The organism is Pseudomonas sp. JS3066, from assembly GCF_036328175.1.
In the GTDB taxonomy this organism is placed as follows: domain Bacteria; phylum Pseudomonadota; class Gammaproteobacteria; order Pseudomonadales; family Pseudomonadaceae; genus Metapseudomonas.
Map to the genome: position 1 here is coordinate 5,488,885 of NZ_CP143312.1, position 13,449 is coordinate 5,502,333.

Below are 13,449 nucleotides of genomic sequence, written 5' to 3' on the forward strand. Positions count from 1 at the left end.
GGCCAGCCAGGCGCGGCGAAATGCGCGGCGCCTCAGGCCCGATGCAGTGCATCGCCAAGAAACAGCGGAGGGCAGATGATTGATGCGAGGCCGCGCTTTGCGCGGGGGCTGGCGTCCTGCCGGCGGGTGCTCCTTGCGATGGAATCAGGCTAGAAGAGTGACCGCAGCCCGGCAAACCACGGTGCCGAACGGCATCTGTGGATAACCCGGCAGGAAAGGTTGCGGGGCCGAACGGCCCCGCGGGCAGGCATCAGTGCTGGTGCTCGGCGTTACCGGCCGGTGCTTCCTTCTGTACGTGGATTTCCACTTCCAGGTCGCCCGCCTTCTGGAAGTGCAGGGTCATGGGGAACTTGTCGCCATCATTCAGCGGTTGCTTCAGGCCAAACATCATCAAGTGGTAGCCGCCCTGTTCGAGACGCGCTTCGCCACCGCCAGGGATATCGAGACCGTCCGGCACCTGCTGCATCTTCATCAGGCCGTCCTTGTGCAGGTGCTCGTGAATCTCTGTCTTGCCGGCACGGGCGGTATCGGCGCCGAGCAGCTTGTCGGCCTCCGAGCCCTTGTTGTGGATAACCAGGTAGGCGGCGCCATTGGGTGATACCGCGGGCACGGCCAGAGCCCATGGATGTTCGATATGCAGCGAGCCAAGGTTGTACTCATGGGCGGCCAGGGAGCCAGAGAAACTCAGCAGGGCCCCCAGGGCCAGCAAGGTCTTGCGCATGTTGAAACTCCGTTCATTCGATTGACTGGCGCCCACCTCCGGCGGGCGCCGATTGCTCTCCATTGCGGACGCGGCAACAACACCGCGCCTGCTGGCCGGACTAACCGGCCACCACCTTGCTGCCGCCGATGCGCGACAGCACCAGCCAGTCCAGCCCCCAGATCGCCAGGAGGGACAGGCCCACAAGCGGGAACGCGATGCCGAGGCCGATCATGATCACCACCGCGGTTTTCCACAATGGCAGGTCATGGCGCAGCGGCGGTACGCCAAGCGAACCTTGCGGGCGGCGCTTCCACCACATCACCAGACCACTCACGGCGCTCAGCAGGATCAACAAGCAGACGCCGAACATCAGCAGTTGGTTGGCGAGACCGAAGAACTTGCCTTCATGCAGCACCACGCCCATCTCGACACTCTTGGCGACAACGCCGTAGTCCTGCCAGCGGATATCGGCGAGCACCTTGCCGCTGTACTGATCCAGGTGCAGGGTGGCGTCGTTGCGCGGGTCATCGGCGAACACGGCGATGCTGAAAACGCCAGTGGCGTCAGCCGGCAGGGTGATGCTGTAGCCCGGTACCACGCCACGGTCGCTAGCGGTGTCGACCACCTGCTGCAAGCTCACCTGGCCGCCACCAATGGTCATCGCCGCCATGTCATGCCCCTTGTGCGCGGCGTGCGGATCGGAGGCCGGCAGCGGCGTGTTCTCCAGCGCCCAGGCCACGGTCTGGTCTTCGGCGGTGTTCAGGCTACGAGCCTGCTGGTCGGATTTGGGCACCTCGTTCCACATGGCCGCCGGGAAGGTGTTCCAGACGTCGGCGAACTTCTCACCCCAGAAGCCCGTCCAGGTCATTCCGGTGAGCAGCATGAACAGCAGCAACAGCGATCCCCAGAAACCGGTCACCGCATGCAGGTCACGCCAGAAAAGTCGCCCGCGAATGGCCAGCCTTGGCCAGAACACGCCGCGCATGCCTTGCCCTCGCGGCCACCAGAGGTAGAGGCCGGAAACCACCAGTACGATCGCCCATCCAGCGGCCAGCTCGATCAACCGATCACCGACTGTGCCGACCAGCAGGGTGCCGTGTAGTGAGCGGGCAATGGCCTGGAGGTTGTTCTGCGCGTCCTGGGTGCCCAGCACCTGGCCGCTGTAGGGGTCGAGGAAGAGGTTGGTCTTGCGCCCGTCGAGGCTGACCACGAACTGCGCACTGTGCTCGGCATCCAGCGGCGGCAGGTACTGGCTGACGGCGGCTTGTGGATAAGCCTGCCGCACCTTGTCCAGCTGCTGGTCGGCGGTCAACGCCGGGCCGGCGGGACGAACCTGCATCAGGTCGCTGTAGAGCAGGTTGTCCAGCTGCGGTTTGAACAGGTAGATGCTGCCGGTGACCGCCAGCATGATCATGAAGGGGATGACGAACAGCCCGGCATAGAAATGCCAGCGCCACGCCAGGTTGTAAAAGGAGACAGCGTTTTTCGACATTGTCGTGCTTCCCTGATGAACCAGTAGCCTGCGCGCACAGGTGCCGGTATGGGCCGGGCCATGCACTGCAGAAGGTAAGGTTTGCGTGGGTCAGGAAAGCGCGACGGGGGGAGCGCGAGTCAGTGCGCCAGGGAAGATCGCCCTGCCGCCGTGGCCGCTCAAGGTGGCCAGCGCCGGCTGCGGGTTGGCGAGCCCGGCAAGGTCCAGGCCGTGCAGGCCGGCCTGCGTCAGGGCGGGAGAATTTAACAGCAGGGTGCAATAACCGCACTTGGCCCAGGACATCTCGTGGCTGGGCATGGACGGTTCATGACCGGGAGCGCCGTGGTCGGTGGCACAAGCCAACTCATCCATCCACGCCGGTACCCCACCCTGCCCCATGTCCCGCGCCTGGGACACCAGCGGACCGACGAGCACCAGCAGCATGGCCAGAAGGCCAAGCCAGGCGCCGCGATGTCGTGCTCTGCCGTAGGTCACAGGTAGGTTCCATGCCGGTCGAACGGGGGGCGCATATGCTAGCCAAGCGCCTGCTCGGGATGAAGCCTAGTCGCTGGGACAGATGGCCGCAGGCCGGATGTTCCGGAATTCACACCGTTCGGCAGCAGTAGAGCTGACTCTGGCGGCACCGATGCGACGCTCTCCCGCGGCAAGCAACAGGGAAGAATCCGTATCGAGGTGGCCCTCTGAAACCACCGAGGATGGTTTAAGCTTGGGTCTATGTTTCTGGAGCCAACATGCTGAGCCTGGCTGACGTATTCCTGCTGATGTTGTTCGCCGCCGGCGCGGCCTGGCTGTGGCGCGGTCATGGTGTGCGCGAACGTGCGCTGGCGCTCGCCAAGCAGCATTGCGCGCGCCTCGATCTGGAGCTGCTGGATGGCAACGTTGCCTTCCGCCGCCTGGCAATGGTGCGCGATGGCAAGGGCAACCGCCGTCTGGCCCGCATCTACGACTTCGAATTCACCGTCACCGGCGAACAACGTCTGACCGGCAGCATCCAGATGTTCGGCAATCACCTGGGCCGTATCGATGTCGAGGCCCATCCTTTCCGCTCAGACCTCGAGATCGAGCGGGACGACAAGGTTATCCACATGAACGAATGGCGACGCAATCATCCCAAGCCGGATGAAAAACGCCGGGTGGACTGACCGCCAGTGATTAATCTGAAAACGGGCCCTCGGGCCCGTTTTTCATGGGCGGCCCGAAATCAGACGGTGCATTCTGTGGATAAGCTCCTGCCAGTGGTGTTCGCAGGCGTGCGTCATGGGCCGTCGCAGAAGGCGGCAGCGCCACCGATGTCGGCGCGACGTCCTCAATCTCTGGTTGCGCCGACAACCTTCGAACAGCCATGCGGGATCAAAGCCATCCCAGACACCCGCAGTGGTCCAGGTATTCAGCCAGACCACAGGAGCCACTTCCAGGCGGTAGATGGCCTCCAGCTCGTCCTGTGGATAACCGCTGCCGCGCAATACCTGCGCCAGGTTTTCGAGGCTGGCGGCGTCCAGTTCGATATCGCGCCAGAGCTCGGAGAGCGCCAGCCACACCGCTTCCCGGCGCGGGTCACTCATGACATGCGAAACAGAAACTCGGCCGTGCGCTCGGCGCTGGCCTGGGGAAATTCCTGCATGAAGCAGTGGCCACCCTCCACCACCTGTGCACTAACGTGGCCATTGAGGGCGGTCAGGCGCGCCACCGACTTGGCCACGAAGGGGTAACTGTGCTGGCCGTGGAGAATCAGGGTCGGCGTGACGATACGTCCCAGCGACGGCCACAGGCGCTTGGGGAAGGAGCTGAAGATTTCCGCCTCGCGACTCGGGCGGCACTTCAACTCGACGCCGTTATCCACAACCTTGATAGCGTGATCCACATAGCCGTTCAGTGCCTCTTCGGTCCAGCCCTTGAAGATCCCCCGCCCATGCAGGCCGTTCCACGCGGCCTGGCGATCGGCCCAGTGATTGCGCCGCGCCCGCGCACGGCTGGCCATGGTGGTGCGGCGGTGCAGGCCGAGCACTTCGGAGAACGCCATCACCCCGATCATCGCCGGCGTGAAGATCACCGGATCGAGCAGGACTGCGCGGCTGAACAGTTCCGGGTGACGAGCCAGGATCAGGCTGCTCAGCACTCCGCCGAAGCTGTGCCCGACCGCCACCCGCGTCACATCGCCGTACTCCCGGCGTCCAGCCTCGAAAGCCTCCACCGCCAGCTCGGCGTTGCGGTTCCAGCCCACGAATCGGCCGCCATGGTCGCTGTCACCGTGACCCTGGATATCACAGAGCCAGAGGTCGAAATCTTCCGCCAACGCTTGCAGCAGGGGCGTGTAGGTGCGGCCACAGAAACCGTTGCCGTGGAGGAAGTGCAGGAGCGGTTTGCCGGAAGCCGGAGTGTGCCAGCCGCGCAGGGTGAATCCGGCGGAAGTGGAGTGGGACCAGGGGAGCAATTGCATCGAACGTGCCTTGAAGTTGTCTGCGCGAAGTGTATCCGCAGACTCCCGCCAGGAGCAGTAGTCAGGGCCTGCCGTGCTATCGTCGCCGCCTCTGCCCTGGGGACACCACACCTTGATCTCCCGCCAACTGCGCATCGCCCTGCTGATCCTGCTGCTACTCGCCGGTCTGTTCCTGGCGATGCATCTGGCCGGCCGCCAGGCCGAACGCCAGGCCTTGCGCGATGAAGGCGAGCAGGCCCGCGAGCAGTTGACGCTCTACGCCGGCAGCCTGCGTACGCTGATCGACCGCTTCCGCGCCCTGCCTGCCGTGCTGGCGCTGGACCCGGAGCTACGCGCGACACTGGCCGGACCTGTGGATAAAGATGCCCAGCACAGCCTCAACCTCAAGCTGGAACAGATGAACCGCGCCGCCGGTTCCACGACCCTTGAACTGCTGGATCGCAACGGCCTGGCCGTGGCCGCCAGCAACTGGCGTCTGCCCACCAGCTTTGTCGGCCACAACTACGGCTTCCGCCCCTACTTCGCCGAAGCCCGGCGTCTTGGCAGCGGCCGCTTCTACGCAGTAGGGGTGACCAGCGGGATTCCCGGCTACTTCCTGGCCAGCGCCGTGCGCGGTATCGAGGAGGCCTTCATCGGCGCCATCGTGGTGAAGCTGGAGTTTCCCGAACTGGAGCAGGAATGGGGCCAACGCTCGGACATCATCCTGGTCAGCGACGCCCGTGGCGTGGTGTTCATCGCCAACCAGGCAGGATGGCGCTACCGCGAGCTGCAGCCCATCTCCGCCGAGGGCCGCGCTGAAATGACCGCCACCCGCCAGTACGACAAGCAGCCCCTTGCGCCACTTATCCACAACACTCGGGTCGATTTCGGCGAAGGTAGCCGGCTGGCCCGGGTCGAGGGGCCTAACGGCCCCGCTGACTACCTCTGGGAAAGCCTGCCGCTGGCCAGCGAAGGCTGGACCCTGCATTTGCTGCGCATTCCGCAGGAAGCCGCCAGCAGTGCGCGCGCCGCCAGCCTTGCTGCCGGTGGAGCCTGGCTGGCGGTATTCTTCCTGGCCCTGTTCCTGCACCAGCGCTGGCGCCTGGCTCGTATCCGCCAGCGCAGCCGCGAGGAGCTGGAGCAGTTGGTGGAACAACGCACCGCGGCCCTGCGCACGGCCCAGGACGGGCTGATCCAGGCGGCCAAGCTCGCCGCCCTGGGACAGATGTCCACAGCCCTTGCCCACGAGATCAACCAGCCGCTCACCGCCCTGCAAATGCACCTGGCGAGCCTGCGTCTCATGCTCGATAACGGCCAACTGGAGCAAGCGCGCAAGGCCTTGGGGCGTCATGACGAACTGCTACAGCGAATGGCCGCCCTGACCGGGCACCTCAAGACCTATGCACGCAAGACGCCCGGAGGCCTGCGCGAATGCCTCGAGCTGGGTAGCGTTGTGGATAAGTCCCTGCAATTGCTGACCCCCAACCTGCGCGATGCCCGCGTTCAGATCAGCCAGGAGCTGAACGTGCCGGCCTGGGTTTCGGGTGATGCCATCCGCCTCGAACAGGTGCTGGTCAACCTGTTGCGCAACGCCCTCGACGCCGTGGCCGGAAAGCCCGAGCCAAAACTGTGGATAACCCTTCGGCGGGACGACGGTCACTGGCTGCTCGAAGTGGCCGACAACGGTGGAGGTATTCGCGAGGAAGACCTGCCAAGGGTGTTCGACCCCTTCTTCACCACCAAGCCGGCCGGTGCCGGATTGGGCATCGGACTGGCGGTTTCCTACGCCATCGTCCACGAACTGGGCGGCACGCTGACCGCCGCCAACCAGGCCGAGGGCGCGCTATTCAGCCTGCGCCTGCCTGTGGATAAAGCCAGAGAGGAAGTGCCATGACAGCCCAGGTGATCTTCGTCGACGACGAATCGGCCATCCGTGACGCCGTGCGCGAGTGGCTGGAGCTCTCCGGATTCGAAGTGCAGGTGGAGTCCAGCGCCGAGGACTGCCTCAAACACCTCGACGGGGATTTCCCCGGCGTGGTCATCAGCGACCTGCGCATGCCCGGCATGGATGGCATGGCCTTGCTCCAGGCCGTGCAGGCGCTGGACCGCGAGTTGCCCTTCCTGATGGTCACCGGCCATGGCGACGTACCGCAGGCCGTGGAGGCAATGCGCCTGGGTGCCTATGACTTCATCGAGAAGCCCTTCACCGCCGAGCGCCTGCTGGACAGCCTGCGCCGTGCCCTGGAAAAACGCCGGCTGGTGCAGGAGAACCGTCGCCTGCGGGTCCAGGCGGAGCTCAAGGACGAACTCGACGGGCGCCTGCTCGGCGTCTCCCGCGCCATGGCGCAGTTGCGCCGCCAGGTGCTGGATCTGGCCTCAACCCCGGTGAATATCCTGCTGCGGGGCGATACCGGTGCCGGCAAGGAAATGGTCGCACGCTGCCTGCATGACTTCGGCCCACGCGCCGGGAAGCCTTTCGTGGCGCTGAACTGCGCTGCCATCCCGGAGAACCTGTTCGAGAGCGAGCTGTTCGGCCACGAGAGCGGCGCGTTCACCGGCGCCCAGGGCAAGCGCGTCGGCAAGATCGAACACGCCCATGGCGGCACCCTGTTTCTCGACGAGATCGAGAGCATGCCCCTGGCGCAGCAGGTGAAACTATTGCGGGTGCTGCAGGAGCAACGCCTGGAGCGTCTGGGTTCGAACCAGAGCATCGCTGTGGATATCCGCGTGGTTGCCGCCACCAAGCCAGACCTTCGCGATGAAGTTCGCGCCGGGCGTTTCCGCGAGGACCTGTTGTACCGCCTCAACGTGGCTGAGTTGCAGCTGCCGGCCCTACGCGAGCGGCGCGAGGACATTCCCCTGCTCTTTGAACATTTCGCCCGTCAGGCCAGCGAGCGCCTGGGACGGCCGCAACCCATCCTGACCCCGGCGGAGCTCGCGCAGCTGCTGGCCCACGACTGGCCGGGCAACGTACGCGAGCTGTCCAACGCCGCCGAACGCCATGTCCTGGGGTTATCCACAGGGCAGGCTGAGCGCAAGGACGGCGAGCCTTCCCTTGCCGAGCTGATGGAAGCCTACGAAGCACAATGCCTGCGCCAGGCCCTGGCGCGTAGCCAGGGTGACATCAAGGCCGTGATGACCCTGCTGCAGCTGCCACGCCGCACCCTCAACGAAAAGATGGCCCGCCACGGCCTGGCGCGCAGTGAATTCCTCCGCGGTGAGGATCTGTAGGGGCGCACTCATTCGCCAAGGGCAGCACCGCGGCCGTCTGACAGATCGAAGGGCGAACCTGCGGCCCGCTTGGCGATTGAAATCGCCCCCACAAACAGTGGCCTGCCTGAGCTTCGAGATAGGCGGAATCTTGCTCATCGCCATTCAGGCATCGGCAGGATTCCGCGCATGAGCGCCGCAGTATCACGTTGAAACCCCTCTATTCCGGGCATTTCCTCCCCTGGCACAGCTCCTGCTAAGTGCCCAGTGCCCAAGCGCGCCGCCACAGAGCAGCACCTCCACAACAACAACTACGCGTCGAGGAAAGATGATGGATAACTCCAGCACCCTGGCTGCCTCTGCAGAACCCCGCACGACATCGCAACGCATCAAATCGATTTTCAGTGGCTCGGTCGGCAACCTGGTCGAGTGGTACGACTGGTACGTGTACGCCGCGTTCTCGCTGTACTTCGCCAAAGCCTTCTTCCCCCAGGGCGACATGACCGCCCAATTGCTCAACACCGCAGCGATCTTCGCCGTGGGCTTCCTGATGCGCCCCATCGGGGGCTGGCTGATGGGTATCTACGCCGACCGCAAGGGCCGCAAGGCTGCCCTGCTGGCTTCGGTGCTGCTGATGTGTTTCGGTTCGCTGATCATCGCCCTGACCCCGAGCTACGAAACCATCGGCGTCGCCGCCCCGATCCTGCTGGTGGTCGCGCGCCTGCTGCAGGGCCTCTCGGTGGGCGGTGAATACGGCACCTCGGCCACCTACCTGTCGGAAATGGCAACCAAGGAGCAACGCGGCTTCTTCTCCAGCTTCCAGTACGTGACCCTGATTTCCGGCCAGCTCATCGCCCTGGCGGTGCTGATCATCCTCCAGCAGACCCTGACCACCGAACAGCTGGAAAGCTGGGGCTGGCGCGTACCCTTCTTCATCGGCGCCCTGTGCGCGGTGGTGGCCATGTTCCTGCGTCGCGGCATGGAAGAGACCGAGTCCTTCACCAAGAAGAAGGACAAGCCGAAGGAAAGCCTGCTGCGCACCCTGTTGCGCCACCCGAAGGAAGTGCTGACCGTGGTGGGCCTGACCATGGGCGGCACCCTGGCCTTCTACACCTACACCACCTACATGCAGAAGTACCTGGTGAACACCGTGGGCATGAGCAAGGACGACTCGACCATGATCTCGGCCGCCACTCTGTTCCTGTTCATGCTGCTGCAGCCAATTGTCGGCGGGCTTTCCGACAAGATCGGCCGTCGCCCGATCCTGATCGCCTTCGGCGTGATGGGCACCCTGTTCACCTACCCGATCCTCAGCACCCTGCACACCATCGAGACCTGGTGGGGCGCGTTCTTCCTGATCATGGCGGCGCTGATCATCGTAAGCGGCTACACCTCGATCAACGCCGTGGTGAAGGCCGAGCTCTTCCCCACCGAAATCCGCGCCTTGGGCGTGGGACTCCCGTATGCGCTGACCGTGTCCATCTTCGGCGGAACCGCCGAGTACATCGCCCTGTGGTTCAAGAGCATCGGCATGGAGAGCGGCTTCTACTGGTACGTCACCGCCTGCATCGCCTGCTCGCTGCTGGTGTACGTTTTCATGAAGGACACCCGCACCCACTCGCGTATGGACTGATCCCGGAAAGGATCGACAGCATCAGACGGGCCCTGCGGGGCCCGTTTTCGTTTCTGGGGGAATGCATCCGGGTGCGTTCCTTGTAGGGGCGATTTCAATCGCCAAGGGAACCGCAGGTTCGCGCTTTTGCTTTGAACGGGGCAGCTAAGTTCGTTTGGCCTGGACCGGCACCTGTCACCTATATCCCCCGGCTGAACACACAGCGCACCCTACCCAAGCGGTTTCATCCTGCGAGCCCGGGCAGGCGAATCGACACCGGCGATACACAGACCATCTCTCAGCCCAACCGGCAAGCCGCCATTCCAGCCTTCAACGCCGCCTCGTCCTGGGGACCGGCGAATATCAGTTCCAATCGCGAATCCTTGCGCCATTCGCTGGCCTGCCAATGGATCGGTGCGCCTCCCAGGGCGTTGCCGGACAGCCAGCCAGCGCTGGTCTGCACCACCAGCTTGGCGCGGCGCCAGGGCAGGCTGGCCAGCCAAGTCTGCAGGCGGATCGGATCGAATCGCTGGCTCGGATGCCAACGCCAACCGATGCTCCAACCGTCATCACCGGCCTGTATCTGGCAGACCGGTTCGGCAGAATTTCTCCACAGAATCGGTTGTTTATCCACACCTGTTGGTAAGTCGTTGATACCAACAGCTTTTCCAGATTGTGCATGGATTCCTGGAAGCTTCTGGATATCTAGCATGCCGTGCGTCGTCCACAGCCGGGGAACACTTGGCAATGTTGCGGCAAGTTGTTCACAGATAGCCGAATCCAGGTCTTCGGCCTTGTTTAGTAGCACTAAGCCAGCATCCAGAAGCGCCTCCCGCTGGCTGTCTGGCAGTAGCTGGCCCGTAGCCAGCGCCGCCGCGTCCAGCACCATGACGCTCGGCTGTAGCGCCAAAACGCCCTCCCACGGCGGTTCGCGTAGCTGTCGCAGTAGCTCGACAGGGTGTCCGAGTCCGGAGGGTTCGATCAGCAGCCGGTCCGGCCGCGCCTTGCGCAGTAGCCGGCCCAGCCCAACCTGGAAGGGCGCGCCGTTGACACAGCAGACACAGCCGCCTGCTACTTCGGCCATGGCGATGCCGTCGTCGCTGCTGGCCAGCAGTGCCGCGTCCAGGCCGATCTGGCCGAATTCGTTGATCAAGACCGCCCAGCGTTCGTGGACAGGCCGTTGTGCCAGCAACTGACGGATCAGGCTGGTCTTGCCGGCGCCCAAGGGCCCGGCGATGAGATGGGTAGGGATGTGAGTAAGCATTGGGATATGGTGCTTGCTCACAACCCGCTTAGAAAGCGCCGTGCTAGAGTCGCTGCCTTCATGTTCTGGAAGACCTCCGATGCGCGCCTGTTTGCTGCCTTTGCTGCTGTTGCTCTCAGTCGAAGCCCATGCCGAAGCCTGTGTTGTCCACAGCCAGGGCGATGGACTGGACGTGAAGCTCTGTCAGGAGAACCGTAGCATCCCGCCGCAACTCTTTCGTGACGGCTTCTGCAAGCCGGAAATGAAAGGGCAGAAAGTGGAGGTGAGCTTTGTGGATAACTGCCCCAGCGGCGCTTTTGGCGTCTGTCGCAATGCCAAGGTCAGCAACCAGCTGTACCGCCAGGACATCCACTACTACGGCGTCGCCAGCGATGCGCGCTACCTGAAGCCTTTCTGCGAAACCCAGAGCCAGGGAAAGTGGGAATAGGGCTTCGCACCTACCCCAGCCAATCCAGCGTGAGCAGCAAGCGGCTTTCTCCGGGCGTAAGCTGGGGCGACCTGTGGATAATTCCACGGCCTTCATTGCCCAGCCACTTCTCGCCCTTGAACAGCGCCACGTGACCCGCAGCCAACTGCTGGTTATCCACATCCCCAGCCGGTTCAGCGGACGGATCGCTCAGAGCTGAACGGGACATTGCACCGTCCCGCAACCATTGGCTACCAGCCCCCACGTAGGTGGTAATCAACCGTAGCGGCACATGATCGACGTGAAAGCGCGGGCACATGGCCCTGTCCAGGCGGCGCAGGCGCAGCCCAATGCGTCGCGCGTCCACCAGGCAGGCGAAGGCCCGCACCAGCCAGCCAACGTCGGCGACGAAGCCCTGATAGCCCTCCAGATCGGCGAATCCGGCAGCCAGGGTGGGGAGTTCAGGGCTGTCGTAACCCTCCTGCAGCTCAATGCACAGGGACTCGGCCAGCGGTTCGCCCAAGCCCAGCAGGCTATTGGCGAAGCCCTGGACATGCGGTGGAAGCTGGCGTTGCCAGATGGCGAGGTTGACCTCGTCCCGCAGCACCTCCGCCAGAACATCCGGGCTGTCGCCTTGTAGCTGCCGGGGCGGGCAGCTCGACAGGTTCACCAACATCAGGCGAGCTCCCCGACATGCCAGGGGTCGAAAGGGTCAGGCAACAACGACCAGCCTTGCGGTCCTTGCGCCATTTCCTCGTCATCCAGCAAGCAGGCGTCCAGCTCGGCGCGCATACGTTCGAAGTCGATGCCCTGCCCGATGAATACCAGTTCCTGGCGACAGTCACCCACATCCGGAGTCCAGTGCTGCATGACGCTGTGCAGTTCTTCCTGGTCCTGGGGCCAGCGTTCGCGGGGGACGAAGCGCCACCAGGAACCCGCCAGCTCGTAGCGCATCAATCCACCTGCCTGGGACCAGCTGCCCGCCTCGCGGTAACGGCTGGCCAGCCAGAAGTAGCCCTTCGATCGCAGCAGACGGCCATTGCTCCACTGGCGGTCGAGAAAGCGGAAGAAGCGCTGGGGATGGAAGGGGCGTCGCGCGCGGTAGGCCGTGGACGCGATGCCGTACTCCTCGGTTTCAGGCTTGTGCTCTCCTCGCAGCTCCTTCAGCCAGCCCGGCGCTTGGGCGGCGCGATCGAAGTCGAAGCGGCCGGTATCGATCAAGCGCCTGAGGTCCACCTGCCCCATCACCATTGGCAAGACTTCGGCACCCGGGTTGAGGTGGCGCAGGATCGCGGTCAGCTCGTCACGCTCGGCGCTGGAGATCAGGTCGGCCTTGCTGATCAGCAGCACGTCAGCGAATTCCACCTGTTCGATCAGCAGGTCGCTGATCGCTCGTTCATCATCCGGCCCAAGAGATTCACCACGGCTGGCGATGTCTTCAGCAGCCTGATAGTCGCGCATGAAGTTCACCCCATCCACGACCGTTACCAAGGTGTCGAGGCGCGCCAGGTCGGAGAGGCTGCGACCCTGCTCGTCGCGGAAGGTGAAGGTTTCAGCCACGGGCAACGGTTCGGAGATGCCAGTGGATTCGATCAGCAGGTAATCGAAGCGACCTTTGCGGGCCAGCCGGCTGACTTCTTCCAGCAAGTCTTCGCGCAGGGTGCAGCAGATGCAGCCATTGCTCATCTCCACCAGGCGCTCCTCCGCACGGTTCAGGCTGACATCGCGCTGAACCTCGCTGGCGTCGATGTTTATCTCGCTCATGTCGTTGACGATCACGGCCACGCGCAATCGCTCTCGATTACGCAGCACGTGGTTGAGCAATGTGCTCTTGCCGGCGCCGAGGAAGCCGGAAAGCAGGGTGACGGGGAGGCGTGTGTCCATGGTGGTGTCCTTCAGGCGGGGCGCTGGTGGCGTTCTTTGAGTTCCTGGCGTTGTTTGGCTTCGAGGCAGAGGGTTGCGGTTGGCCTCAACAGCAGCCGGCGCAAGCCGATGGGCTCGCCGCTCTCCTCGCACCAGCCGTAATCGCCCCTGGCCAGACGTTCCAGGGCGTCGTCGATCTTGTCCAGCAGCCGCTTGTCCCGCTCCAGTAGCCGCAGTTGCCAGAGGCGCTGTTCCTCCCGGCTGGCGAGGTCGAGGGCGTCGCTGACGGGCTCGACTTCTCGCAGGGCGCCAAATTCACTGTCGATGTGCTGACGCAGTTCTTCGCGCTGGCGTTCCAGCAAGTTGCGGAAGAACGTCCGCTGTGCCCGGTTCATATAGGCCTCGGCAGGCTGGGCCAGGAGTTCTTCGCGGCTGAGGGAAATGTCTGGCATGGTGGCGATCTTCAATGCTTAATTTGTTATA

The 13,449-nt window shown here is 63.9% G+C and carries 14 protein-coding genes; 5 read left to right on the forward strand and 9 right to left on the reverse strand.

Annotation, left to right across the window (positions count from 1 at the left end; all coding sequences use genetic code 11):
- Positions 1 to 250: 250 nt before the first annotated feature.
- From SA496_RS25750 to SA496_RS25760, 3 genes are all read right to left on the reverse strand, one after another.
- Positions 251 to 721 carry a copper chaperone PCu(A)C gene (locus SA496_RS25750; protein WP_120653863.1) on the reverse strand — a complete coding sequence of 157 codons (471 nt, stop codon included), beginning with the start codon at positions 719 to 721 and terminating at the stop codon, positions 251 to 253.
- Positions 722 to 821: 100 nt separating this feature from the next.
- The gene (locus SA496_RS25755; RefSeq protein WP_330114679.1) at positions 822 to 2,195 is read right to left on the reverse strand and encodes a PepSY-associated TM helix domain-containing protein; all 1,374 of its coding nucleotides are present in this window, start codon (positions 2,193 to 2,195) and stop codon (positions 822 to 824) included.
- Positions 2,196 to 2,285: 90 nt separating this feature from the next.
- Positions 2,286 to 2,669 (reverse strand): DUF2946 domain-containing protein, encoded by a 384-nt coding sequence (locus SA496_RS25760; RefSeq protein ID WP_280359835.1) that lies wholly within the window; start codon positions 2,667 to 2,669, stop codon positions 2,286 to 2,288.
- A 257-nt stretch (positions 2,670 to 2,926) separates the two neighbouring features.
- Between SA496_RS25760 and SA496_RS25765 the strand changes: the two genes are divergently transcribed.
- Positions 2,927 to 3,337 carry a DUF3301 domain-containing protein gene (locus SA496_RS25765; RefSeq protein ID WP_153919190.1) on the forward strand — a complete coding sequence of 137 codons (411 nt, stop codon included), beginning with the start codon at positions 2,927 to 2,929 and terminating at the stop codon, positions 3,335 to 3,337.
- A gap of 42 nt (positions 3,338 to 3,379) precedes the next feature.
- Here SA496_RS25765 and SA496_RS25770 read toward each other — a convergent pair whose 3' ends face one another.
- Both SA496_RS25770 and SA496_RS25775 read right to left on the reverse strand, forming a co-directional pair.
- Entirely contained in the window at positions 3,380 to 3,757 is a 378-nt protein-coding gene (locus SA496_RS25770; RefSeq protein ID WP_330114680.1) for a DUF7079 family protein, read from the reverse strand.
- Positions 3,754 to 4,632 carry an alpha/beta fold hydrolase gene (locus SA496_RS25775; RefSeq protein WP_330114681.1) on the reverse strand — a complete coding sequence of 293 codons (879 nt, stop codon included), beginning with the start codon at positions 4,630 to 4,632 and terminating at the stop codon, positions 3,754 to 3,756. Before SA496_RS25775 ends, SA496_RS25770 begins: the two co-directional genes overlap by 4 nt.
- A 112-nt stretch (positions 4,633 to 4,744) precedes the next feature.
- On the opposite strand from SA496_RS25775, the gene SA496_RS25780 reads away from it, so the two are divergent.
- The 3 genes from SA496_RS25780 to SA496_RS25790 all read left to right on the forward strand — a co-directional run bounded on the left by SA496_RS25780 (position 4,745) and on the right by SA496_RS25790 (position 9,454).
- Positions 4,745 to 6,505, forward strand: a complete 1,761-nt coding sequence (locus tag SA496_RS25780; RefSeq protein WP_330114682.1) for an ATP-binding protein — start codon at positions 4,745 to 4,747, stop codon at positions 6,503 to 6,505.
- Positions 6,502 to 7,842: a sigma-54-dependent transcriptional regulator gene (locus SA496_RS25785; protein WP_330114683.1), complete on the forward strand. Its 1,341-nt coding sequence runs from the start codon at positions 6,502 to 6,504 to the stop codon at positions 7,840 to 7,842. The genes SA496_RS25780 and SA496_RS25785 overlap by 4 nt, the downstream gene beginning before the upstream one ends.
- A gap of 310 nt (positions 7,843 to 8,152) precedes the next feature.
- On the forward strand, positions 8,153 to 9,454 hold the full coding sequence (locus SA496_RS25790) for an MFS transporter (protein ID WP_120653857.1): 1,302 nt from the start codon (positions 8,153 to 8,155) through the stop codon (positions 9,452 to 9,454).
- A 277-nt stretch (positions 9,455 to 9,731) separates the two neighbouring features.
- On the opposite strand, the gene SA496_RS25795 is transcribed toward SA496_RS25790, so the two are convergent.
- Positions 9,732 to 10,697: a CobW family GTP-binding protein gene (locus SA496_RS25795; protein ID WP_153919200.1), complete on the reverse strand. Its 966-nt coding sequence runs from the start codon at positions 10,695 to 10,697 to the stop codon at positions 9,732 to 9,734.
- Between the two features lie 79 nt (positions 10,698 to 10,776).
- Here SA496_RS25795 and SA496_RS25800 point away from each other — a divergent pair, with 79 nt between their 5' ends.
- Complete coding sequence (locus tag SA496_RS25800; protein WP_153919204.1) at positions 10,777 to 11,124, forward strand: NADH:ubiquinone oxidoreductase; 348 nt, start codon at positions 10,777 to 10,779, stop codon at positions 11,122 to 11,124.
- A 10-nt stretch (positions 11,125 to 11,134) separates the two neighbouring features.
- Here SA496_RS25800 and SA496_RS25805 read toward each other — a convergent pair whose 3' ends face one another.
- The 3 genes from SA496_RS25805 to dksA are packed head-to-tail and all read right to left on the reverse strand — an operon-like array spanning position 11,135 to position 13,361.
- On the reverse strand, positions 11,135 to 11,779 hold the full coding sequence (locus tag SA496_RS25805; RefSeq protein ID WP_330114684.1) for a DUF1826 domain-containing protein: 645 nt from the start codon (positions 11,777 to 11,779) through the stop codon (positions 11,135 to 11,137).
- A complete protein-coding gene (gene zigA / locus SA496_RS25810; protein ID WP_330114685.1) occupies positions 11,779 to 12,987 on the reverse strand; it encodes a zinc metallochaperone GTPase ZigA in 1,209 nt (402 codons plus the stop codon). Before zigA ends, SA496_RS25805 begins: the two co-directional genes overlap by 1 nt.
- Before the next feature lie 11 nt (positions 12,988 to 12,998).
- Positions 12,999 to 13,361 carry an RNA polymerase-binding protein DksA gene (gene dksA, locus SA496_RS25815; protein WP_442965098.1) on the reverse strand — a complete coding sequence of 121 codons (363 nt, stop codon included), beginning with the start codon at positions 13,359 to 13,361 and terminating at the stop codon, positions 12,999 to 13,001.
- Positions 13,362 to 13,449: the final 88 nt, after the last annotated feature.

Bases quoted from the DNA above. Each gene is read 5' to 3' on its own strand.
- SA496_RS25770 (WP_330114680.1), bottom strand. From the start codon at position 3,757: ATGAGTGACCCGCGCCGGGAAGCGGTGTGGCTGGCGCTCTCCGAGCTC.
- SA496_RS25800 (WP_153919204.1), top strand. From the start codon at position 10,777: ATGCGCGCCTGTTTGCTGCCTTTGCTGCTGTTGCTCTCAGTCGAAGCC.
- SA496_RS25750 (WP_120653863.1), bottom strand. From the start codon at position 721: ATGCGCAAGACCTTGCTGGCCCTGGGGGCCCTGCTGAGTTTCTCTGGC.
- SA496_RS25775 (WP_330114681.1), bottom strand. From the start codon at position 4,632: ATGCAATTGCTCCCCTGGTCCCACTCCACTTCCGCCGGATTCACCCTG.
- SA496_RS25755 (WP_330114679.1), bottom strand. From the start codon at position 2,195: ATGTCGAAAAACGCTGTCTCCTTTTACAACCTGGCGTGGCGCTGGCAT.
- zigA (WP_330114685.1), bottom strand. From the start codon at position 12,987: ATGGACACACGCCTCCCCGTCACCCTGCTTTCCGGCTTCCTCGGCGCC.
- dksA (WP_442965098.1), bottom strand. From the start codon at position 13,361: ATGAACCGGGCACAGCGGACGTTCTTCCGCAACTTGCTGGAACGCCAG.
- SA496_RS25785 (WP_330114683.1), top strand. From the start codon at position 6,502: ATGACAGCCCAGGTGATCTTCGTCGACGACGAATCGGCCATCCGTGAC.
- SA496_RS25790 (WP_120653857.1), top strand. From the start codon at position 8,153: ATGGATAACTCCAGCACCCTGGCTGCCTCTGCAGAACCCCGCACGACA.
- SA496_RS25795 (WP_153919200.1), bottom strand. From the start codon at position 10,697: ATGCTTACTCACATCCCTACCCATCTCATCGCCGGGCCCTTGGGCGCC.
- SA496_RS25805 (WP_330114684.1), bottom strand. From the start codon at position 11,779: ATGTTGGTGAACCTGTCGAGCTGCCCGCCCCGGCAGCTACAAGGCGAC.
- SA496_RS25765 (WP_153919190.1), top strand. From the start codon at position 2,927: ATGCTGAGCCTGGCTGACGTATTCCTGCTGATGTTGTTCGCCGCCGGC.